The organism is Longimicrobium sp. (assembly GCA_036389795.1).
In the GTDB taxonomy this organism is placed as follows: Bacteria; Gemmatimonadota; Gemmatimonadetes; order Longimicrobiales; family Longimicrobiaceae; genus Longimicrobium.
Genome location: DASVWD010000275.1, coordinates 1 through 23,204, shown reverse-complemented (window position 1 = coordinate 23,204; position 23,204 = coordinate 1). Strand labels below are relative to the sequence as shown.

17 protein-coding genes are annotated in these 23,204 nt (G+C 71.3%); 15 read left to right on the top strand and 2 right to left on the bottom strand.

The window, feature by feature from the left end; all coding sequences use genetic code 11:
• The 6 genes from VF746_31430 to VF746_31405 form a co-directional block, all read left to right on the top strand.
• Positions 1–624 (top strand): asparagine synthase-related protein (locus VF746_31430; protein ID HEX8696972.1); only part of this gene is annotated, 624 nt, incomplete at its 5' end.
• Between the two features lie 201 nt (positions 625–825).
• Positions 826–1,968 (top strand): HEPN domain-containing protein, encoded by a 1,143-nt coding sequence (locus VF746_31425; GenBank protein ID HEX8696971.1) that lies wholly within the window; start codon positions 826–828, stop codon positions 1,966–1,968.
• 554 nt (positions 1,969–2,522) lie between these two features.
• On the top strand, positions 2,523–2,696 hold the full coding sequence (locus VF746_31420; protein ID HEX8696970.1) for a hypothetical protein: 174 nt from the start codon (positions 2,523–2,525) through the stop codon (positions 2,694–2,696).
• A gap of 127 nt (positions 2,697–2,823) precedes the next feature.
• Positions 2,824–5,586 carry a phosphoenolpyruvate carboxylase gene (locus tag VF746_31415; GenBank protein ID HEX8696969.1) on the top strand — a complete coding sequence of 921 codons (2,763 nt, stop codon included), beginning with the start codon at positions 2,824–2,826 and terminating at the stop codon, positions 5,584–5,586.
• Positions 5,587–5,604: 18 nt separating this feature from the next.
• Complete coding sequence (locus VF746_31410) at positions 5,605–6,378, top strand: hypothetical protein (protein ID HEX8696968.1); 774 nt, start codon at positions 5,605–5,607, stop codon at positions 6,376–6,378.
• 494 nt (positions 6,379–6,872) lie between these two features.
• Complete coding sequence (locus VF746_31405) at positions 6,873–8,090, top strand: hypothetical protein (protein ID HEX8696967.1); 1,218 nt, start codon at positions 6,873–6,875, stop codon at positions 8,088–8,090.
• A 90-nt stretch (positions 8,091–8,180) separates the two neighbouring features.
• Here VF746_31405 and VF746_31400 read toward each other — a convergent pair whose 3' ends face one another.
• Complete coding sequence (locus tag VF746_31400) at positions 8,181–8,726, bottom strand: class I SAM-dependent methyltransferase (GenBank protein ID HEX8696966.1); 546 nt, start codon at positions 8,724–8,726, stop codon at positions 8,181–8,183.
• A 327-nt stretch (positions 8,727–9,053) separates the two neighbouring features.
• Between VF746_31400 and VF746_31395 the strand changes: the two genes are divergently transcribed.
• The 9 genes from VF746_31395 to VF746_31355 all read left to right on the top strand — a co-directional run bounded on the left by VF746_31395 (position 9,054) and on the right by VF746_31355 (position 22,014).
• Complete coding sequence (locus VF746_31395; GenBank protein HEX8696965.1) at positions 9,054–10,007, top strand: ring-cleaving dioxygenase; 954 nt, start codon at positions 9,054–9,056, stop codon at positions 10,005–10,007.
• Between the two features lie 158 nt (positions 10,008–10,165).
• Positions 10,166–12,154, top strand: coding sequence for an ATP-binding protein (locus VF746_31390; protein ID HEX8696964.1), 1,989 nt, complete (start codon positions 10,166–10,168; stop codon positions 12,152–12,154).
• Positions 12,155–12,367: 213 nt separating this feature from the next.
• On the top strand, positions 12,368–13,501 hold the full coding sequence (gene ugpC / locus VF746_31385; protein HEX8696963.1) for a sn-glycerol-3-phosphate ABC transporter ATP-binding protein UgpC: 1,134 nt from the start codon (positions 12,368–12,370) through the stop codon (positions 13,499–13,501).
• Between the two features lie 221 nt (positions 13,502–13,722).
• Positions 13,723–15,072 carry a GH1 family beta-glucosidase gene (locus VF746_31380; GenBank protein ID HEX8696962.1) on the top strand — a complete coding sequence of 450 codons (1,350 nt, stop codon included), beginning with the start codon at positions 13,723–13,725 and terminating at the stop codon, positions 15,070–15,072.
• Positions 15,073–15,102: 30 nt separating this feature from the next.
• Positions 15,103–15,393, top strand: a complete 291-nt coding sequence (locus tag VF746_31375) for a zf-TFIIB domain-containing protein (protein ID HEX8696961.1) — start codon at positions 15,103–15,105, stop codon at positions 15,391–15,393.
• A gap of 102 nt (positions 15,394–15,495) precedes the next feature.
• Positions 15,496–16,353, top strand: coding sequence for a toll/interleukin-1 receptor domain-containing protein (locus VF746_31370; protein ID HEX8696960.1), 858 nt, complete (start codon positions 15,496–15,498; stop codon positions 16,351–16,353).
• 254 nt (positions 16,354–16,607) lie between these two features.
• Positions 16,608–18,401: a L,D-transpeptidase family protein gene (locus VF746_31365; protein HEX8696959.1), complete on the top strand. Its 1,794-nt coding sequence runs from the start codon at positions 16,608–16,610 to the stop codon at positions 18,399–18,401.
• 386 nt (positions 18,402–18,787) lie between these two features.
• Positions 18,788–20,425, top strand: a complete 1,638-nt coding sequence (locus VF746_31360; protein ID HEX8696958.1) for a hypothetical protein — start codon at positions 18,788–18,790, stop codon at positions 20,423–20,425.
• A gap of 302 nt (positions 20,426–20,727) precedes the next feature.
• Positions 20,728–22,014 carry a hypothetical protein gene (locus tag VF746_31355; GenBank protein ID HEX8696957.1) on the top strand — a complete coding sequence of 429 codons (1,287 nt, stop codon included), beginning with the start codon at positions 20,728–20,730 and terminating at the stop codon, positions 22,012–22,014.
• A 108-nt stretch (positions 22,015–22,122) separates the two neighbouring features.
• On the opposite strand, the gene VF746_31350 is transcribed toward VF746_31355, so the two are convergent.
• On the bottom strand, positions 22,123–22,713 hold the full coding sequence (locus VF746_31350; GenBank protein ID HEX8696956.1) for a hypothetical protein: 591 nt from the start codon (positions 22,711–22,713) through the stop codon (positions 22,123–22,125).
• Positions 22,714–23,204: the final 491 nt, after the last annotated feature.

Here is a 23,204-nt window from a genome sequence, read left to right as displayed (position 1 = left end):
GGCGAGGGCTCCGACGAGATCTTCGGCGGCTACCTGTACTTCCACCGCGCGCCCGACCCGCGCGCCTTCCACGAGGAGACCGTCCGCAAGCTCGACCGCCTGCACCTGTTCGACTGCCTGCGCGCCAACAAGGCGATGGCGGCCTGGGGCGTGGAGGCGCGCGTGCCGTTCCTGGACCGCGACTTCCTGGACGCGGCGATGGGGATCGACCCGGCGGCGAAGATGGCGGGGCCCGGTCGCATGGAGAAGCACCTGCTGCGCGAGGCGTTCGCCGACACCCTCCCCGCGTCGGTGGCGTGGCGGCAGAAGGAGCAGTTCTCGGACGGGGTGGGCTACGGCTGGATCGACGCGCTGCGCGCCCACGCCGAGGCGCGGGTGAGCGACCGTGACCTGGCGAGCGCGGCGTACCGCTTCCCCCACAACCCGCCGGCCACCAAGGAGGCGTACCTCTACCGCACCCTCTTCGCCGAGCACTTCCCGGCGGACGCGTGCGCCGAGTGCGTGCCGGGCGGGAAGTCGGTGGCGTGCAGCACGCCCGAGGCGCTGGCCTGGGACGCCTCCTTCGCCGCCGCGGCCGACCCCTCCGGCCGGGCGGTGCGCGGCGTCCACGCGGCCGCGTACTGACGAGAAGATCTTGATTAGATTGTACAGTGACATGATGTGCTCGTCACCTGCGGCAGGAACCCAGCATTGAAGATCGGACGCAACGACCAGTGCACTTGCGGCAGCGGGCGAAAGTTCAAGCATTGCTGTGGGCTTCCGACAGCGAGGGAAGCCCCGCGCGCTCCTGTGGGTGAGTCGAACCAGAATAAATTTGAGCGCGCGATGGATTGGATCAACGAGCGTCTCCGCGAGGAGGGAGTTCCGTTTCCCGAGCGCCCGAAAGCTGCTGTTCGGCTGATGGGCCAAGTGGCACGTGCTGAACTGAGCTATCCCGTTCCGGATCGCGAGCCTGCCCCAGGGAGCTACCAAGGCGAGGATCTCGCGATTCGAGTCGTGCATTGGTATCGGCGTAAGTACCCGGCACACCTGCTGACGCCGGGACTCAGGATTGAGTCGGAGCAGCAGTTCCAAGAAGTGATGGAGCAGATCGACGCGGAGGCAAGGGCGGACGGGATGATAATTCAGGGGCGGCCACTCCGCGCGTTAGAAAAGCTGTGCCTTCTGACGAAAAGTGAACTGCGGCTGGTGAATGCTGATCGCGAGCCGGAGGCGGGCAAGTATTGGGGCGATGACCTCGTCAGCCGGATGTACCGCTGGTACGAGGATCGATACGGTAATCGGTTGCACATCATCTCGGAACTTGGACGTGTAGCATTCCTGATCCGAAGAGACGTTTGGACGTTTCGAGTCCCTCTGATTTATGGAGGAGATCCCAGAAGAATTCTGTGGGTCTGTGAGTATGGGGCGCAGACAACGCTCCCCAATGTGCCGGAGGTAGTCCCGCTGGGCACCCCGGTGCGGCGGTCCCAGTACAACATCCTTGATGCGGTTGAGAACCTGCCGGCAGGGCTTGCCGCGGCGCTGACCACGGCCGAGCGGGAGGAGATGCTGGAGGTGTTCGTTCTTGGGGTGGACGCTTTGTACACCTTGCGTGGTCTAGCGCCTGACCCGCGGATAGATGCAGCCCGGGCGGACTTGGAAGCGACAGTCACCCATCTCACAAGCCATCCTGTCCACGCAGGCCAGGCGAAATGGTCTGCGCTGCAGGTTGCGGAGAAGATTATCAAGGCATTCATCGCCTCGAAGAACGGGAATTACGGCCGCATTCACGACCTCACTGCGCTAGCAGCGCTGGCCTCGACATTAGGGTTGCCCGTGATCAATCCGGGATGGCTTGCCGCACTCCAGACCTTAGGTGGCGCCCGTTACGGAGAGTTGCCGGTTACAACAGACGAAGCTGTTGCGGCTCACCACGCGTCCCTGCGCGTCGCAGTTTACGTCGGAGCCCATCTCCCCCAGAGGTAGTTGCTCGTTCCCACAGCATGGTGTACGACGCGCTCACCAGGAGGAGGGACCCTCCGTTTCCTCCGCTGACTCTGGGTGAGGCTTGATCGGCTCCGGTAAGTGGACGCAAAAGAAAGCACCACCGGCGTGAGTGCCGGTGGTGCTTTCGTGTCCTGCCGCGTCCTGACGCGATGCCGCGTGGCAGTCCCGTCGATGCGGAGAGGATTCGCCTCTGGATCGGCTCAGGCGCCGATGCGGCGATCGCTTGCCCGTGCCAGGTCGCGAGCAGCAGTCGTATTGGACAAGGGATCACCTCCTTCGTTGCAGGTTCGACATCGGGCGTGGACACCGTGGAGCCGGGGCTCCGGTGGCCTGCGGGTTCGCGTCTCGTGACCCGACCCGCAGCCCTGCACCGCGTGACGCGGTGCGGCTGCGAAAAGATACAACCGTTTGCATTTTCGCGCAAGCTCCGACGCCGGCGGATCGACGAAGCGGCGGAACGGGGCCACCTTCGCGTGCGGAGCCGGCCGCACCGGGCGAGCCGGCCCTCCCACCCGAGCCCCGGAGTTCTCGAGATGAAGAAGCTGACGCTGGACGTGGAAGAGCTGACGGTCGATTCGTTCGACACCAGCCTGTGCGCACCGAACGAGGGAACGGTGCGGGGCTACAGCGGCGGCTGGAGCTGCGACTCCATCTGCCCGACCGTCTCTGACCCGGAGCGGTGCTGCGGCCGGACGCTGCCGCCCTGATCCCCGCAACCCGTCGCAATCCAGAATCCAAAAACAGCTTTGCAGTTGTCTTTCAGCGGTTGCGCTCCGGTCTCCGGCGCCAGAGCTTGGGGTCTCACGCAACGCCGATCCCCGACAGGAAGACCGCATGCCCCTCTGGAAGACCGAGTCGCAGGCCGAGCGCTTGGCCGAGCTGACGGGCGAGGACCCCGCCCGCAAGGAGGCGCCGCTGCGCCGCGACGTGCGCTCGCTGGGGCGGCTGTTGGGCCAGGTGCTGCGCGAGCAGGAGGGCGTGGAGCTCTTCGCCGCCGTCGAGGAGCTGCGCAACCTCCTCATCCGCCAGCGCCGCGGCGGCGCGGCGGCCGGCGAGGGCGACCCGGACGCGGGGATGCGGCGGGCGGCGGAGATCGTGGCGGAGCTCGACGTGCGGCAGGCGTACCGGCTCACCCGCGCCTTCTCCACCTACTTCGAGCTCACCAACCTGGCCGAGACCAACCACCGCAAGCGCCGCCGCCGCGCCTCGCGCCTGCGCGCCGGCCTCCCCCCGCAGCCGGGCACCTTCCACGGCACCCTGCTGCGGCTGAAGGAGGCGGGGCTCGACTCGGGCGCCGTGCTCGCGCGCCTGGCGGACGTCTCCGTCGTTCCCGTCTTCACCGCGCACCCCACCGAGGTCTCGCGGCGCACCGTGCTCTTCAAGCGCGCGCGGATCGCCAAGGCGCTGGAGCGGCTCGACCGCCTCCCGCTCACCGACGCCGAGGCGGCGAAGCAGGAAGAGGCGATCCTGGCCGAGATCACCACCCTCTGGCAGACCGACGAGGTGCGCAGGAGCCGCCCGTCGGTGCGCGACGAGGTCCAGATGGGCCTCGACTACTACCGCCGCGTGCTGCTCGACACCGTCCCGGGCCTCTACGCCGAGATGGCGGACGCCCTCCGCGCGGCCTTCGGCAGGGAGGTGGCGCCGGGCGGGCTGCCGCGGGTGGTGCGCTTCGGCTCGTGGATCGGCGGCGACCGCGACGGCAACCCGTACGTCACGCCCCGGGTCACGCGCGACGCGCTCCAGCTCGCCCGCGAGACGGTGCTCGACCACTACGTGCGCGCCCTGGAGGCCCTGGTGGAGCGGCTGAGCCCGTCCACGCGCCAGGTGCCCGTCTCGGACGAGCTGCGCCAGGCGCTGGAGCACTACGCCGCCACCATCCCTTCGCTCGACCCGCACCCCGAGAAGCGCGCCCAGGCCGAGATCTACCGCCGCTTCCTGGGCTACGTGGGCGCGCGGCTGCGCACGGCCCGCAACGACCCGCACCACCCCGACGCCTACCCCGGCGCCGATGCGTTCGCGGGCGACCTCCGGCTGGTGCGCGACAGCCTGGCGGCGCACCGGGGCGAGCGGCTGGCGGCGCTCCTCCTCGATCCCCTGCTCCGCCAGGTGGAGACGTTCGGCTTCCACCTGCACACGCTCGACGTCCGCCAGCACGCCCGCGTCCACGCCCGCGCGCGCGACGAGCTCTTCGGCGCCCCCGGGGACGAGCGGGAGAAGGGCCCGCTCCCCGCCGCGCCGTCGGACGACACGCTCACGCTGCTGGAGACCCTGCGCACGGTGGCGGAGCTCAAGCGCACCTACCCGGCGGAGGCGGTGCAGACGTACGTGATCAGCGGCGCGACCTCGGTGGACGACGTGCTCGCGCTGGTGCGGCTGATGGAGCTGGCCGGGGTGCGGGTGGGGGCGGCGGAGGGCGACCCGGGGCTGATGCCGGTGCCCCTCTTCGAGTCGATCGAGGACCTGCGCGGCGCCGCCGGCATCTGCCGCGAGCTGTGGTCGCGCGACGACTACCGGCGGCTGCTGGACTCGTGGGGGCGGCGGCAGGAGGTGATGCTGGGGTATTCCGACTCCAACAAGGACGGCGGGATGCTCACCAGCACCTGGGAGATCTACCGGGCGCACCGCGCGCTGCACGACGCCGCGCGCGAGGCGGGCGTCACGCTCCGGCTCTTCCACGGGCGCGGCGGCACGGTGGGGCGCGGCGGCGGGCCCACGCACCGCGCCATCACCGCGCAGCCGCCCGGCGCCTTCACGGGCGAGCTCAAGCTCACCGAGCAGGGCGAGGTGCTCAACTGGAAGTACTCCGACCGGGTCCTCGCCGAGCGCAACCTGGAGCTGATGGTGGCCGCCTCGCTGGGCGCGCTGGCGGGGCCCGGCCGGCCCGACCCGGCGCGGGAGGCGGCGTGGGCGGAGGCGATGGAGGAGATGTCGGCCGACGCGTACGCCTTCTACCGCGAGAAGGTGGCCGAGAACCCCGACATCCTCCCCTACTTCCAGCAGGCCACGCCGGTGGGCGAGCTGGAGCACGCGCGCATCGGCTCGCGGCCGGCGCGGCGGGGCGAGAGCCGCGGGCTCGACGACCTGCGCGCCATCCCCTGGGTGTTCGGGTGGATGCAGAGCCGGCACGTCCTCCCCGCCTGGTTCGGCGTGGGCTGGGCCCTGGAGCGCTTCGCCGCGCGGGGTGGCGAGGAGGCGGGGCTGCTGGAGGAGATGACCCGCACCTTCCCGCTCTTCCACGACCTGGTCAGGAACGTCGAAGTCGGCCTCGCCAAGGCGGATCTCTCCATCGCGCGGCGCTACGCGGACCTGGTGCCCGACGCGGGGCTGCGCGAGCGCGTCTTTTCGCTCGTCACCGAGGAGTTCGAGCGGGCGCGCACGGCGGTCCTGCGCGTGACCGGGCAGCGGCGCCTGCTGGAGGAAGACTTCGTGCTGGCCCGCTCCATCCGGCTCCGCAACCCCTACGTCGACCCGATGAGCCTGATCCAGGTGGACCTCCTCCGCCGCAAGCGCGCGGGCGAGGAGAGCGACGAGCTGAACTACGCCCTCGCCGCCACCATCAACGGCATCTCCGCGGGTCTGCGCAACACGGGGTGAGCCTCAGGAGTTTGACGCATGAGCGGATTTGATGATCCGGAAGAGATCCGGAAAGCAAAGGAATTAGCTGCCGGGCCTTTAGGCGATCAACTGGCGAAATTTCCGCTACGGTTCGCCACATCTGCGTTTATCGCACCTAGTCGGCGTAGCCTGCCGTTCAAGTCAAAGAATGGAACAGTCACACTCCTGCGTCTCAAGGGAAATCCTTTAGGTGTAACCTGCTCGCACGTGCTTGACGGTTTTCGCAGCCAACCCGCGTCTGATAAGCCGGCGTTCTGGATCGGGAGGGTTCAAATAGACCCGATTGCGCGCCTTGTTTCTGAGGATAACTCTCTCGACATTGCAGTACTCGACCTCAGTGGTCTTGATCTATCCCAAATAAGCGGTGGGAGTGGAATTGGGGTTGACTTCTTCGATCCCAGCAGATGGCCCCCCGAGCTTCCGAAGTCTGGCGATTTCGTCTCGTTCGGTGGGTTCCCAGGAACCTGGCGAGATCATCCCAAGGTTGACGAAGTGGTCTTCAGGTCGTTCAGTGTCGGTGCTTCCGAAGTCACAGTTGCCCGAGATGACTACATCGTCTGTCAGTTCAACCGGGAATACTGGGTTTCGGCATATGGGAACAACATGTTCGATTTTTACGAACTGGGAGGCATGAGTGGCGGGCCAGCATTTATCTGGCGGGGTCTGCAGCCCGAGTTCTTCGGAATCATCAAGGAGTACTCTCCCTCGCTGGATCTGCTCTACATTTCTTCGGTCCGCGCCATCAAAGAAGACGGGTCTATCAACCTCTAATGCTGGTTGAGTGCTAATAACCCCAAGACGAAGTGCTGAGCGTCACACCGACACCATCAACGGCATCTCCGCGGGGCTTCGCAACACGGGGTGACGCCGCGCGTCGTCCGATCCGGAAAAACAGCGGGCCTCACGCAGAGTCAGCAGAGTCAGCAGAGAAACACCTCCGCTGACTCTGCTTACTTGCGTGAGAAAAGTCTTTTGCCGGACCCGGTAGAGACCTCGTCTCCTCTAAACGGATGTCGTTCTTAATGTGCCTCCGCGCGAGAGAGCACGCTCGGACGGTCTCCCAGGACGGCATTCAGTCCCAACTTAAATGAAAACATGCGATCTGCGCCTCTCTTGTCGACCCCGTGTCCTCGACCGCTCCGGTCCAATCCTAATGAAAACAGGACAAAATTCTCGTTGACCCGGAGGAGGATCGGCAGCAACTTGGGAATTCCCCATCCACGGGTTGCACCCCGGACCCGCACACCCCCGCCCGGAGACGCCCCATGAGACCTCCCATCCTCCGCACCGCGCCGCTCCTGCTGGTCGGCGCGGCCCTCTTCGCCGCCTGCACCGAGCGCCTGCCGTCGGACGCGAGCCTGGAGCCCGGCGGGCCGCTGCTGACGGTGGCCACCAACCCGTTCGTCACCATGGACGGCGGGCTCACCCACGCCTGCGGCCTCACCTCCGCCGGCCAGGCGTGGTGCTGGGGGCGCAACGCCACCGCCCAGCTCGGCGACAACTCGGCCGCGCCCACGACGGTGCCGGTGGCCGTCCACCACCCCTCGGGCGTCACCTTCACGCAGGTGTCGGCGGGAGACTCGCACACCTGCGCCATCACCTCGGCCGGGCAGGCGTACTGCTGGGGCTACAACGCCGACAGCCGGCTGGGCGACAGCACCACCTCGATGGGGCTGACGCCGCGGGCGGTGCTGCCGGTGGGCGCGATCGCGTTCACGTCGATCAGCGCGGGGGGCGGCCAGCACACCTGCGGGCTGAACGGCTCCGGCCAGGCGTACTGCTGGGGCTACAACTTCTACGGGCAGATCGGCGACAGCACCACGACGTTCGCCATGAGCCCGGTGGCCGTGCACCAGCCCGCCGGCGTCACCTTCACCTCCATCTACGCGGGACAGAAGCACACCTGCGCCCTCACCAGCGGCGGGCAGGCGTACTGCTGGGGCTACGGCGGCGACGGCGCGATGGGGCACAACGCGCTGCTCGGCGAGCCGATCCCCACGGCGGTGCAGCAGCCGGCGGGCGTCACCTTCGCCTCCATCACCACCGAGTACAACCACACGTGCGGAGTGACGTCGGGCGGGCAGGCGTACTGCTGGGGGCTGAACAGCAACGCCCAGCTCGGCGACAGCACCGTCACCAAGCGCCTGGTCCCGACGGCCGTCAAGCAGCCCGCGGGCGTCACCTTCGCCTCGATCACCACGGGCACCGCCCACACCTGCGCCCTCACCTCCGCCGGCCAGGAGTACTGCTGGGGCGTCAACACCCGCGGCCAGCTCGGCAACGGCACCTTCGCGAACAAGCGCACCCCCACGGCGGTGAGCCACCCCGCGGGCGTCACCTTCGCCTCGGTGCACAACGGCGGAATCCACTCCTGCGCCCTGGACGGCGGGGGCCAGGCGTGGTGCTGGGGAAGGAACGACTACTCCCAGCTGGGCAACAACAGCACCACCGACAGCGCCACCCCCGTGGCGGTCCAGCACTGACGATCTCGCGCCCACCACGCACGGAGCCCGGCCCGGGGGATCGTCCCCGGGCCGGGCTGCCGATTTTCGCCATCGACCGCCGTCGACGTGCTACGCTCCGCCGCCGGCCCGGGTGGCGCACGCGACGTACAGGGTGCCGCCGAACGCGGAGGGGCGCGTGGCGACCACCTCCGGCGGCGCGAGCCCGGCACCGGCCGCCAGCTCGCGGAACCGCCCGGCGGAGACGGGGAACGGCACCCACGGGCCAGGCCGCCGCCCCTCGTACTCGACCAGTACGAAGCGCCCGCCCGGGCGCAGGTACGTGGCAACGAGCGAGAGGACGGATGCCGCGTCGCGCACGAAGTGCAGCGTGTTCGCCATCAGCACGCCGTCCAGCGGAGGCGGCGCGAGCGGGCGCGTGACGTCCGCGTGGATCACGGTGACCTCGGGGCCGTCGCGCGACCTCAAGGCCCAGGCCCGCACGGCTGAGAGGGCGTGGTCGTCGGCGTCCACGGCGATGACGTGCCCCTCCGGGCCGACGAGCGCCGCCAGCGCCCGCGTGAACACGCCGGTCCCGGCCCCCAGGTCCGCCCAGGTGGTCCCGGCCGCCTCGCCCACCGCCGGCCGCAGCAGCTCGATCGCGTCTTCGTGCTTCATCGCCCGGTCGTAACCGATTCATTCAGATCCGAGAAGATGTCATTCCGAGGGAGCCCGGCCCATCCGCCGCGCGCAGGCGAGAGCCGGGGCGACCGAGGAATCTAACCGACGCCGCGGGGTGCCGGCCTGCTGATCCGGAACCCTCCCGCCTGAAACGCCTGCGCCAGGCGGGTGGTCCTCCAGCACGGTGGAGTAGATTCCCTCGTCGTTCCTCCTCGGAATGACATCGAGGGGGCGGACCGGCCCTGCCTCGCCTCGGGTGCGAAAATCGCGGGCGAAGTCGGGCTCCACGCCGTCTCCAACCGCGTCCGAGGGAGCGTTAGCCCGATGGAGCTGAAGGGAATCCACCACCTCACCGCCGTCTCCGCCGACATCAGCGGCAACTACCACTTCTACACGGAGGTGATGGGGATGCGGCTGGTGAAGCGCAGCGTCAACCAGGACGACGTGAGCGCCTACCACCTCTTCTACTCCGACGCGGTGGGCACGCCGGGGAACGACCTGACCTTCTTCGACTGGAACATGCCCCGCGAGCGGCGCGGGACGCACAGCATCACCCGCACGCACCTGCGCGTTACCGGGCGGGACGCGCTGCAGTGGTGGGCCGGGCGCCTGCGCGAGCACGGCGTCGCGGCTTCCGTGATCACGGAGCGGGACGGCCGCCTCACGCTGGACTTCGAGGACCCCGAGGGGCAGCGCCTGGCGCTGACGGACGACGGCGGGGCGGGCGACGAGCCGGTGCCGTGGGAGCGGAGCCCGGTGCCGGCCGAGTACCAGGTGCGCGGCCTGGGCCCGGTGCTGCTGAGCGTCCCCGACCTGGGCCCGACCGACGCCATGCTCACCCGGGTGATGGGGATGCGCCCCGAGCGCGAGTACCCCCACCCCGAGAACGCCCGCCACACCGTCCACGTCTATCGGATGGACGGCGAGGGCCCGCACGCCGAGCTGCACGTGGCCGTCCAGCCCGACCTCGCGCCGGCGCGGCTGGGCGCGGGCGGGGTGCACCACGTGGCCTTCCGCACGCCCACCGAAGACGAGTACCACGCCTGGACCGCGCGCCTGAACTCGCTCCGCATCCCCAACAGCGGGGAGATCGACCGCTACTACTTCCGCAGCCTGTACTTCCGCGAGCCGAACGGCATCCTCTTCGAGATCGCCACCGACGGCCCCGGCTTCGCGGTGGACGAAGACCCGGCCACGCTGGGCGAGGAGGTCGTGCTCCCGCCGTTCCTGGAGCCGCACCGCGCCGCGATCGTCGCCAACCTCAAGCCGATCGCCTGACTCGCGGCGCGGGACCGCCGGGCGCACGCACGGCCGTCCCTCCCCACCAAACGTTCCGGTTGGCGGGCGGGCGGGCGGCAACGTATGTTGTGGCCTTCCGGTCCAGCCGCCGCCCGGCGGTCGCGGCCGATTGGATCCAGCTCCTGGCCGGCACGAACTTGCCTCCTTCCCCCGACATCCCGCGGCGCGGACTCTCGCTCGAGCACAAGCTGCCGCTCCTCATCACCGCCCTGCTGGCCGTCGTCCTGGCGGCCGGCCTCCTCGCCGCGTACGCCGAAGTGAGGCAGACCGCCCTGGACGCGGCCAGGCTCCGCCTCCAGGTGCTCGCCCGGCAGATCGCGGACCTGGGAGGACGCTCCGTCCCCCAGCGGCTCGCCGTCGTCCGCGCGGCCGGGGACGACCCCGCGGTCCAGGCTTTCGTCGCCGCGCCGGGCGAGGCGGCGCGCCCCGCGGCGGCCGCGGCGCTCGAGCGGCACCTGAGGACGGGGGCCTCGCCGCCCGTGCTGGTGCTGCTCCTGGACCCCGGCCGGACGCCCCTCCTGCGGCTCGACTACGTCCCCGACTCCCTGAAGGGCGCGGTGGCGGGGACGCCGGGCTTTCCCGCCGGGCTCCCCGACTCGGCCGGCGTCGGGCGCATCTTCCCGGTCGGGCCCCGCGCCTTCTACTGGACGACGGTGCCCGTCTCCCGGGGCGGCGCCCCGGCGGGCCACGTGGCCGAGCTGCGGCGGCTGGGCGCGCCGGCCTCGGCCGGAGCGGTGCACGCCCTCATCGGCGGCGACGTGGCCGTGTTCTACGCCGACAACGCGGGCGGGCCGTGGGTGGCCCTGGACGGCACCCTGGCCCCCGCGCCGGCCGGGTGGCCGTTCTCCGGGGCGCGGCGGTACCATCACGGGACCGGGGGCGAGCACTTCGGGTTCGCCGCGCCGGTGCCGGGCACCCCCTGGAGTTTCGTGGTGGAGCAGCCGCTGGCGGCGGTCCTGGCGCGGCCGGACGCCTTCCTCCGCCACGCCCTCCTCGCCGCGCTCCTGCTGTGCCTGGCCGGCGCCGCGCTCGCGTGGCTGCTGAGCCGCGGCATCACCCGCCCGCTCCGGGTCCTCGGCCAGGCCACCGAGGCCATCGCGCGCGGCGAATACGGGCGCCGCGTCGACCTCCCCCGCACCGACGAGCTGGGCGCGCTGGCCGAGCGCTTCAACCGGATGGCCGCCCAGGTGGAGGCCTCGCACGAGGAGCTCGCGCAGCAGTACGAGGAGGCGCAGGTGCTCGCCGAGGAGCTGGAGACGGCCGCCGCCGAGGCCCAGGCCGCGCGCGACCAGGCGGAGGCCGCCAACCGCTCCAAATCGGAGTTCCTGGCCACCATGTCGCACGAGATCCGCACGCCGATCAACGCCATCATCGGCTACACGGACCTCCTGCTGATGGGGCTGGCGGGCCCGGTGACCGAGGGGCAGAAGACGCAGCTCGAGCGCGTGCGCGTCAGCGGGCAGCACCTCACCGGGCTGGTGGACCAGGTGCTCGACTTCGCGCGCATCGAGGCGGGGACGCTGCGGGTGGAGCGGCGCACCGCGTCGGCGGCGGAGGCGGCCGAGACGGCGGTGGCCGTGCTGCGCCCCCAGGCCGAGGGCAAGGGCGTCGCCCTCTCCGCCGCGTGCGAGGACGGCGACGGCGCGCGCTACCAGGGCGACCCCCCGCGCGTGAACCAGATCCTGCTGAACCTGCTCTCCAACGCCATCAAGTTCACCGAGCCGGGCGGCCGCGCCACCGTGCGCTGCGGCCGGCGCGAGGGGCAGCTGCCGGCCGGCGGCACCGCGGGCCGGTGGACGTTCCTGGAGGTGGAGGACACGGGGATCGGGATCGACCCCGAGCAGCGCGAGCGCATCTTCGAGCCGTACATCCAGGTGGAGAGCGGCTACACCCGCCGGCACGGGGGAACGGGGCTCGGCCTCGCCATCAGCCTGCGCCTGGCCCGCTCGATGGGCGGCGACCTCACCGTGGAGAGCGAGCCCGGGCGCGGCTCGCGCTTCACCCTCTGGCTCCCCGCCGCCCCGGCCGACCACGACGAGGCCGGGCCGGACGGACCGCGCGCCGCCGCGCCGGCGGAAGGCGCCGCGGGCGCGCTTGCCGACCGCGGCGGCGAGGAGCATCGTTAGAGACCCGTTGGGAACGGCCGATCGGCACGGCTCGCCGGGGCGGATGAATCCGCGGCTACAACAGCGAGAAGCCTGCCTGCGCAGGCTGGTTCGGTGTGAAATCGGCGTCCGGCGCGGGAAGCGTGCCCCAGTCCGCGGAGGCGGACTTCGTGCAGTTGTAGCGGGCGATCTCAATCGTCCGCTTCAAATCATCCGCATCCACCCCCTCCCGCCATGGCGAGCATCCGACTGGAGTCCGTCCGCAAGGTGTACCGCGAAGGGGCCGCGCACGTCGCGGTGGACGGGGCGAGCTTCGCCGTGGGCGAGGGCGAGCTGGTGGTGCTGGTGGGCCCGTCGGGGTCGGGGAAGAGCACGCTGCTGCGGATGATCGCGGGGCTGGAGTCGATCACCGACGGGGACCTCTACATCGGCGACCGGCGGGTGAACGAGGTGCCGCCGCGCGACCGCGACATCGCCATGGTCTTCCAGAGCTACGCGCTCTACCCGCACATGAGCGTGCGCGACAACCTGGGCTTCGCGCTCAGGCTCAGGAAGACGCCCAGGCCCGAGGTGGAGCGGCGCGTGCGCGACGCGGCGGGCGTGCTGGGGCTCGACGCCATCCTCGACCGCAAGCCGCGCCAGCTCTCCGGGGGCCAGCGCCAGCGCGTGGCGCTGGGCCGCGCCATCGTGCGCGACCCCGAGGTCTTCCTCTTCGACGAGCCGCTCTCCAACCTCGACGCCAAGCTGCGCGTGCAGATGCGCGCCGAGATCTCGGCGCTGCACCGGCGGCTGGGCGCCACCATGGTCTACGTCACGCACGACCAGGTGGAGGCGATGACGCTGGGCGACCGCATCGTGGTGCTCGACCGCGGAAAGATCCAGCAGATCGACACGCCGCTCAACCTGTACGACCACCCCGCCAACCGCTTCGTCGCCGGCTTCATCGGCAGCCCGGCGATGAACTTCTTCCACGGGCGATTGGAGTCGGGCGGCGGGCTCGCCTTCCGCGCCGACGGCGACGCGTTCCTCCTCCCCCTCCCCGCCGCCTGGTCGGCGCGGCTCGCGGAGCGCGCGGGGAAGACGATCGTCCTCGGCATCCGCCCCGAGAGCCTGCACGCGCCCGCCGGCCGCCCCGCCGACGCCCGGCTCGCCGAGGCCGCGTTCGTCGTGGACGCGCTGGAGCCGCTGGGGAACGAGATCTTCGTCCACGCGCACGCGGGCGCCCACCCCGTCACCGCGCGCGTGCCGCCGCAGCCGCTCCCCGCGCCGGGCGAGCCGCTGGCGCTGGCCTTCGACCTGGGACGGCTCCACTTCTTCGACCCCGAGACCGAGCGCTCCCTGGCGCCCGCGCCCGTCGTGGGGGAATGAAAGAAGTCCTCCTGCGCGGGAGGTTGGGCGAATGAATTCGCTGCAACAACGACACGAAGTCCACCTTCGTGGACTAGCGGGCTGCGCCCGCGCGCTCCGCGCCCCGATGCCGGCCTTCCTGCGTCGAGCTCGCGTCCGCACCGAAGGAGCCCGCGAAGGCGGGCTTTGCGCAGTTGTTGCCGCGGCTTCAGCCGCCTCTGCCCCGGCACGATCTCGCGCCGATGGGTGACCCGCCCCGCTTCCCCGACGGCTTCCTCTGGGGCGCCGCGACGTCCGCGTACCAGGTGGAGGGCTCGCCGCTGGCCGACGGCGCGGGTCCCAGCAACTGGCACCGCTTCAGCCACACGCCGGGGACGACGCACCAGGGCGAGACGGGCGACGTGGCGTGCGACCACTACCGGCGCTGGCGCGAGGACGTGGCGCTGATGGCGGAGCTGGGCCTGGGCGCCTACCGCTTCAGCGTCTCCTGGAGCCGGGTCTTCCCGGAGGGGACCGGGCGCGTCAACCAGGCGGGGCTCGACTTCTACGCGCGGCTGGTGGACGCGCTGCTGGAGCGGGGGATCCGGCCCGCGCCCACCCTCTACCACTGGGACCTCCCCGCGGCGCTGGACGACCGCGGCGGCTGGACCAACCCCGACGTGGCCGACTGGTTCGCGGCGTACGCGTCCACCCTCTTCCGCGCGCTCGGCGACCGCGTGCCGATGTGGAGCACGCTCAACGAGCCCTGGGTGGTGATGAACGCCGGCTACCTGCACGGCGACCACGCCCCCGGCCACCGCAGCCCGTTCGAGGCGGCGCGCGTCACGCACAACCTGCTGCGCGCGCACGCCGCGGCCGTGCGCGCGTACCGCGCCGAGGCCAGGCAGCGGATCGGCCTGGTGGTGAACCTGGAGCCCAAGTACCCGGCCTCCGACGCGCCCGAGGACGTGGCGGCCACGGCGCGGGCCGACGCCTACATGAACCGGCAGTACCTGGACCCCGTCTTCCTGGGCCGCTACCCGGAGGAGCTGCGCGAGGTGTTCGGCGAGGCGTGGCCGGACTTCCCCGCGGCCGAGGTGGAGGCGCTCCGCGAGCCGGTCGACTTCCTGGGGATCAACTACTACAAGCGCTCCGTCGTCCGGCACGACCCCGCCGACTTCCCCGTCCGCGAGGGGCACGTGAGGCAGCCGCGGCACGTGCACACCGAGCTGGGGTGGGAGGTGTGGCCCCAGGGGCTCGAGGACGTGCTGGTGTGGGTGCGGGAGCGCTACGGCGAGGTGCCGCTCTACGTCACCGAGAACGGCGCCGCGTTCTACGACCCGCCCGTGGCCGAAGGCGAGGTGGTGGAGGACCCGCTGCGCGTCGCCTACTACCGCGAGCACCTGCGGGCGGCGCTCCGGGCGGTCGGGCGCGGGGTGGACCTGCGCGGCTACTTCGCCTGGTCGCTGCTGGACAACTACGAGTGGAGCGCCGGCTACTCCAAGCGCTTCGGCCTCTTCCACGTCGACTTCGAGACGCAGCAGCGCACGCCCAAGCGGAGCGCCCGCTTCTACCGCGAGGTCATCCGCACGAGCGGCGCGGCGCTGGGTTGAGCCGCTGAACCTCGATCGCGAGGAGGAGCCATGAAATGCCCGGTATGCCTGGATCCCGATCTCGTGATGACGGATCGCCAGGGGATCGAGATCGACTACTGCCCCCGCTGCCGGGGCGTCTGGCTCGACCGGGGCGAGCTCGACAAGATCATCGAGCGCTCCGCCCCCTCCGTCTCGGGCTCGTCCGGCTACGACCGGGAGCGCGAGAGCGAGAGCTACCGCGGCGACCCGGACCACTGGCACCGCGACCGGGACGACGACTACGACCACCGGCGCAAGCGGCGCGGCGGCTTCCTGGACGACCTGTTCGACTTCGGCTGACGGCGGTGCGCCCGTGCGGTGAACGGGCGCGAGGGGAATGTTCGCGGGCTCCCGGCCGCGCGGCCGGGCCCACTGCAAAGGCCCTCCGGCTGGACACGAGCCATGGCGGAACACTTCGAATACGACGTCTTCATCGCCTACGCGCACCCGGACTCCAATTACGCCGAAAGAGTATACGACGTGCTCGCGGCGATCGGCGTGCGCGTGTTCCTGGACACCAGGGAGCTCGAGGCGGGCGTCAAATGGCCTGACAAAATCGCGGAGGCACAGAAGAAATCGGTGGTGACGGTGGTCCTCATCTCCAAGCACTCGGACTCGGCGTATTTCCAGAAGGAAGAGATCCAGAACGCCATCCAGCTGACCCGGAACCAGGAACACCGGGTGATCCCGGTCTATCTCACCGGCAGCACTCCGACGGAGGTCGTCCCGCTGCCCCTGATGCAGGTCCAGAGCATCTTCGTCTCACGGGAGCCGTCGCTGCTGACCGTGGCGCAGAAGATCGAGACCGCGCTGAAGCTCTCGAAGCAGAGGCAGGACTGGGAGGCGGACATCGACCCTGCCACGGTGGTGATCGTGACCGGCTGCCACCACAAGCCGGAGCTGTTCGACCGCCCGCTCGCCTACCAGCTGAAGGATGCCCTCGACCGCCGGGGACGGGATGTACCGCGGGCCTTTCTCCGCAGCGTGGTGATGGGCGATATCTGGTTCACGCAGCACAGCGGGTTCACCGACCATCCCAACCTCGTCAGCATCGGCTCGCCCGGCGTGAACCCGCTGACGCAGCAGATCATCGAGCAGAGCGGGCCCGTACGAACCGGCGACAAGTGGTGGGTGATGCGTGGGGGGAACCGGTGGGCGCTCTACGGCGAACGGGCGGAAGACACCCAGGCCGCGGTCCTGGCGTTCCAGGAGCACGACCTCGTCCCGTTCCTGGGGCAGATCTGGTTCGATGGAAAGTGAATGGCGGCGTGCCGGGCCGAGCGCCGCGCTCGTTGAACATGCTTCCCGACCCGGGCATCGGCGTCCCGCTCTCCTGAACGCTTCCGATAGACCTGTCGCCGCAGATCACCGCTCGCGTGGGCGCAGCGCCGGCCCTGCTCGCGGCTGCGGGGCACCGGGGGAATGGTATCCTGGCCCGGTTTTCGCCAAAACACCAACAGATGATTCCGCGGCTGGGCCGGTGCACCCCAGGGTTTCCAGGTATCGGCATGCAGATGACACAGAGATTTCCGCGGGCGGTCCGCCGCCTCGGCCGGGGGCTGCTGCCAGCCCTGGCGACGCTGTGCATGGCGCTGGCCGGGTGCGGCCGCGACGAGGCGAGAGGCGCTGAAGCGGGCGAGGCGGACAGGGCGGACAGGGCGGACGCCGCCTGGAACCCGCAGGCGCTGACGCGGGTGGCCGGCCTGGACGTGGCGGCGGTGCGCGGCGCCGTCGGGCAGCGCCTGGACGGCGGGCGCCCGGCTCCGCTCGACGCGGACCAGTGGGAGCGGGTGCGGAAGCTCTACCGGCGCTACGGGCAGGGGCCGCTCTGGTTCGGCCCGGACGGCCTGCTGGAAGACCGTGCCGCCGCGCTGCTGACGGCGCTGGTCAACGCGCACCAGGACGCGCTGCGGCTGGACCGCTACCCGCTCGGCGAGCTGGCGCGCTCGCTGGGGGCGGTGAAGGACGCGAGGCGTCCCACGGCCGCCCAGGTGGCCGCCGCCGACGTGATGCTCACCGCCTCGTACGCGGCGCTGGGCCACGACCTCCTCACCGGCCAGGTGGACCCCCGCAGCGTCTCGCAGGCGTGGTTCATCAACCCGGACCGGGAGCGCGTGGACAGCGCCCTGGCGCGCACGCTGCGCGAGGAGCCGCTGCACCGGGCCATCGCCGGGATGCGGCCGCAGGACGAGGACTACGCCTTCCTGCAGCGCCAGCTGCAGCACTACCGCCAGATCGCCAGCCGGGGCGGGTGGCCCACGGTGCCCAGGGGGAAGGAGCTGAAGCCGGGAGAGAGCGACTCGCCCGCCCGCCTCGCGGCGCTGCGCCAGCGGCTGCAGGCCGAGGGGCTCCTGGCCGCCGCCACCACCGCGCCGCCGCCCCCCGCCGAGAGCGCGGGGCGGAGCCCGGCGCGCCCGGCCGGCGGCGCGGTGTACGATCCTGCGCTGGCCGGCGCGGTGGCCGCCTTCCAGGCGCGGCACGGCATCGAGAGCGACAGCACCCTGGGGCCCGAGACGGTCGCGGCGCTGAACCTCTCCCCCGCGTACCGGCTCTGGCAGATCGCCGCCAACCTGGAGCGCTACCGCTGGCTCCCGCGCTCGCTGGGAAGCCGGTACATCCTGGTGAACGTCCCCGCCTTCCGGCTGGAGGCGTTCGACGGCGGACGGAAGGCGCTGGAGATGAAGGTGATCGTAGGGGAGGAGTACGAGGACCGGGCCACGCCGGTGTTCAGCGACTCCATGGAGTACGTGGTGTTCCGCCCCTACTGGATGGTGACCGACTCCATCGCCGCCAAGGAGATCTTCCCCAGGGCCGCGGCCGACCCCGGCTACTTCGCCCGCAACCGCTACGAGACCTTCGAGGAGCAGGGGAAGACCCGGGTGCGCCAGCGCCCGGGCGAGAAGAACTCGCTGGGGCTGGTGAAGTTCATGTTCCCCAACGACTTCAACATCTACCTGCACGACACCCCGGCGGACAGCCTCTTCCGCGAGGACGTGCGCGCCTTCAGCCACGGGTGCATCCGGCTGGAGAAGCCGGAGCAGCTCGCCCTCTTCGCCCTCGGGTGGCCCCCGGAGCGCGTCCGGCAGGCGATGCAGCAGGGCCCGGACGACCGGCGCGTGAACCTGCCGCGCAAGATCCCCGTCTACATCGCCTACTTCACCGCGTACGCCAGGGGAGGCCAGCTCTACTTCGGCAACGACCTGTACCGGCGCGACGACCGGCTGATCCGCGCCGTGTCCGAGGGAGCCGTCCCCAGCGCCCAGGCGCTCCGGGCAGCGGACGCCCTGCGCAGGTTCGTCGCCGAGTAGGAGCGCCCCTCTCGTCGCCCGATCCCGGTCCCACGATGGAAGCGGACGCCCCCCGACGGAGGCGTCCGCTTCTGCTTGCAGGGTGACCGTAACCACCGCCGCCGCACGCGATTGAAACTTTTCTGGAGGACGGGAATCGCTGTCCCACTGTTCTCGCCGTGTCCCGAGTTGTCTGCATCCCGCTCCCGGCGCCCGCCGATGCGAAAACGCCTATGTGATTGGCGGGACTACAGATAGCGAGCCCTGGCATCCCGGCTTCCGCCCGGCTTGTGCGTTGCGATGGCCCCCGGCGCCGGCAGCGGCTTGCGACGGCGGCGCCGCCGGAACCCACCTCTTCTCCCGCTTTCCTCCGCCGTCGCGTCAACATCCCGCACGAGGGAATGAGTATGTCGATCGTGAAGAGCACCTGGACCACCGTGCCCGTCCCGCAGGACGGGGCGCTGCCCGCCGCCGAGTGGGCGGGCGCGGGGAAGATCGCCATCCCGGCCGGCTTCCTGATGGTGAAGAACGACGAGCAGCGGATCTACCTGGCGCTGGACCTGGTGGGCGACACCGGGAACGACGTCGGGACGAACGACTACTTCTGGTTCGTCATCGACAGCGACGCCAACGGGGCCGTGACCGTCAACCGCGACGTCATGTACGGCCTCTTCCCCGGGGAGCCCAACAAGCTGGGCCGCTGGCTGATGGCCGGCCCGAACACCACCTGGCCCGCCTCCAGCTCGCAGGTGATCGACTCGACGGTGCGGGTGGGCTTCGGCCCCTCGCCCAACTCGGCCGCGCCGCACCGCATCTGGGAGATCAGCCTCTCGCTGGCCGAGCTCGGGCTCGTGGTGGACCCCACGCTCCCGCCGCCCACCGTCAAGTTCGGCCTGCGCGTGGCCTCGAGCACCCCGGGCTTCACCTTCGACTTCCCGGCCAGCCCGCTCAGCGCCTTCAACAACTTCCACACCCTGGTGCTGGCGACCGCCTCGTCGTCGATCTCCTACCCGCCGGGGACGGCGGGGCCGGTGATCGCGGGGGTGGGGTGGATCCCCTTCACCAGGATCGCCGCCGACGGCTACGCGACCATCACCGAGCCGTACCGCATCCAGCCGCGCGAAGCCGCCTTCGCGGGGACGATGGACCTGATCGGCAACAGCGTGACGCTCGCCTCGCTGTGGGCGGCCGGGGCGCGGCGCTACAGGGTGCTGCACCGCTCCGGGAACACCCTGGCCGCCCTGGGCGCGGCGCCCGAGACCCCGATCCGGCAGGCGTGGGCCAACTACCGCTGGGACGGCACGACGTACGTGTGGGAGTCGTTCGGGCCCGACGCCGCCGACCGGTACCCGATGCAGAACCCGGGGGTGGACTACATGATCAAGGCGCTCCTCTTCCAGTGGGACTCGTCGAAGGAGCCGAACAACCTGCACCAGTTCCGCATCGAGTTCTTCGACAGCGCCGGCGCGGCGGTCGCCGCGCCGCCCGCCACGCCGCTCACGCTCCGGCTGGACAACCAGCTACCGGAGGCGAAGGTGCTCGACATCCTGCACAACGGGGCGTCGGTCCCCGCGTGCAGCATCGTGAGCCTGGACTCGCCCACCGACGGCGTGCAGATCGTGGCGAAGGCGTTCGACCCCGAGGGGCACCTGCACAGCTACTCGATCGGCGCCCAGTGGGGGAACAACCAGTCGGCCGGGATCTTCAGCGACAGCTACACGAGCCACCTGGCGCCCGACCACCGCTGGCAGGGCGTGGCCAGCCAGACGGTGCCCACCCCGCCGGCCGAGTGGGTGCCGCCCGTGACGTGCGCCTACATGTTCCGCGTGACGGCCGTGGCGCGCACCACCAACGGCTACTGGTACGCGCAGCAGCACTCGAGCGAGTTCCGCACGCTCACGCTGCTGAAGACCGGGATCCGGGTCATGGCCTCGCCGATCGTGCCGCTCGTCTCCGAGTCGATGCCCTTCGGCTTCGCCGGCGGCAAGCAGCCCGTGGTGCAGGGGATCGAGCCCACCCGGCTCGGCGCCGACACGCTGCGCTGAGCGGGACGACGAGGGGCCCGGCCCGCCGGGCCCCCTCGTCCGGAGTTCCGGACCACACGACATCGACGGAGCCGGCGGGGGACGTCCAGGGTCCTCCGCCGGCTCTTTGCGGTGCCGGACGCCGGCTGCCCCCGCTCCTCCTTCCCGAGAGACCGGCACGACACTCGCTGCGCGCCTTGGCCCTGGCGAGCGCGTCTCGGCACGCGCCGGCAACGGCCCGCCACGGACGCCTCGCCCGGCGCGGGTCCGGACCGAAACTTCCGCCGTCTTCCGCGACTGCTTCCCCGAGACGCCATCCCACCATGCCACGACGCTTCGTGATCCAGGCCTTCGCGTGTGCGGCCCTCCTGGCCGGCGCCGGCGCCGCCCGCGCCCAGGCGGCGGACAGCGGACTGGTCGCCGCGCTGCGGGAGAGGCGGCTGTTCGCGCGCGCCGGAGCGTGCGGCCTGGAAGAGGACGGCGGCCGGCTGCTGGCGGGGCACGCGCGGGCGGCGCAGTTCACGGCGATCGCGGAGGCGCACGGCGTCGACGCCGTGCCGAGGTTCTCCGCCGCGCTCTTCTGCGAGCTGGCCCGTTCCGGCTACCGCCACCTCGCCATCGAGGTGAGCCCTCCCGTCGGCCGCGAGCTCAACCGCCTGGCCGCGGGCGCGGACCCGATGGCCGCCCTGCGGGCGTTCGCGCGCGAGCGCTTCCCCGGGGCGCCGTTCTACGTGCTGCGGGAAGAGGCGCAATTCCTCGCCGGCGCCGTGGCGGCGGCCGGCGGAGGGAGCGACGTGCTGTGGGGGATCGACTACGACGTGCTGCCGGAAACCCACACGCTCCCGCGCCTGCGCCAGGTGGTGCCGGAGGGGCCCGCCCGCGCCGCCGTTGCGCGGGCGCAGGCCGTGGCGGACTCGATGTTCACGGCGGCCCTGGCGTCGCGGAACCCGGCGACGGTGTTCGGGTTCGCCGCGCCGGACACAGTCGTCGCGAGCCTCCGGCGCACCCTCGGTCCGCGCCCCGGCTCCGAGGCGGACCTGCTGCTCGAGGTGGTCGAGCGGACGCTGGCCATCAACGCCCACCAGGTCGCCGGGCGCTACTACCAGGCGAACGAGGCGCGCGCGGAGAACCTGCGCGGCAACTTCCTGCGCGCCTACCGCTCCACCGGCGGGGCTCCGCGCGTGATGGTCAAGCTGGGCGCGAACCACCTGATGCGCGGCCGGAACTGGACCGGGACCTTCGACGTGGGATCGCTCCTTCCCGAGCTGGCCGCACTGAACGGCGGCAGCGCGTACTCCATCGTGGTCATCGGTGGGCCCGGGAGCCTGGAGGCGGGGTTCGACCCGGCGACGTTCTCCTACGCCCCGAGCCCCAACAGCTACGCCGGGGCGCCCTGGGCGGGGCCGTACCTGGCGGCGGCCGACTCCGCGCGGTGGACCGTCTTCGACCTCCGCTCCCTGCGCGTGGATGCCTACGGCGGGAAGTTCGGGCGCCTGAGCCCCGCCGCGCTCCAGGTGATCGCCGGGTTCGACGCGGTGGTCGTGCTGGGCGGCAGCGCCCCGTCCCACCCGCTGGCCGAGCCGCGGCCGCCCCGGACGCAGGCCCCGTGACGCCCGGAGCAGACCGTTATCCCGATCCCAGGATGGAGTCGGCAGGGGCGGCGGACGCGTTCCTCTTCCTCCGCCTGCCCGGGCGGCTCCGCGTGGAGCCCGGGTGTTCTACAGATTCACCCGGTGCGCCTCGATCTTCCAGATGTCGGCGACCCACGTGCGGCCGCCGTCCTCCGAGCCGTCCGCGCGCCACAGGAAGTGGTCGGGTGTGACCTGGTAGTAGCGGATGCGCGCCCGCATCGGCCCGAACGTCTGCACCACGAAGCGCTGGTCGCCCTCGCTCCACGCGATGCCGGGGTGCCACTGGCCGCTCCGCGGCTGCACGCCCTGGATCTCCCACACGCCCCGCTGCGGGTTGAAGACGCGCCACGTGATGGTGGGATTTTCGGTCTCCCCCACCCGCCAGACGTCTTCCACGATCGCTCCGCCGTGCGTCTTGACGGCCGTCCACGTGCCGGTCCGCACGGGCCGGTAGCCGCCCTGCTCGTCGCGTGACTGGAAGCGGAAGCTCCAGGTGCCGATGAGGAAGTCGAAGTCGCCCGGCGTGCCCCTGCCGACCCGGTCGGCGTCGAAGTTGGCCCCGAGCGTGTCGGGTGCCGGCACGGACGGGGCCGGTGCCTGCCCGTGCGCGGCCGGCGGCGGGGTGAGCGCCAGGAGCATGGCCAGGCACGCACCCGTCGGAACCGTGAAGCGGCGCATCGCAGCCTCCTGAGAAAGGGGGACGAGGACGGCCTCAACGTGCCCCGCCTCCCGCGCGCGAGCACGCCGCCGGGGACGGGCCGCGCCAGCCGGGGCCGAGCCGCGCCCGCGCGCCGTGAACCGTGCGGCTGGGCGCGGGGCGGATTCTGATCGCCCGAGAGCGGCCGAGGACGGCGGAGCTGGGGACGGTCGGATGGAGTCGGCACGCCGGGGAACGTCCTGCCCCCGGCTGCTGTCATCCGTCCCCGCGACACGCGGGTCGGGACGACTCGACGCTACCTTGGCGCCCGGTCCGACCGCGGCGGAGACTCCTCCCGCCGAAGTCGGCGATCCACGCACTCTGTCCGGAGTGCGTCAACTTCACCCCCTCATCTCGTTCCGAGGAGGCAGCGATGCGCATCAAGAGCAGCGTCGAAGCAGGCCGCGGCTGGGGAATCGATCCCAACGGCTGACGCGCCGGGAGCCGGTCCGGTAAGCAGAAGCGGGCGCGC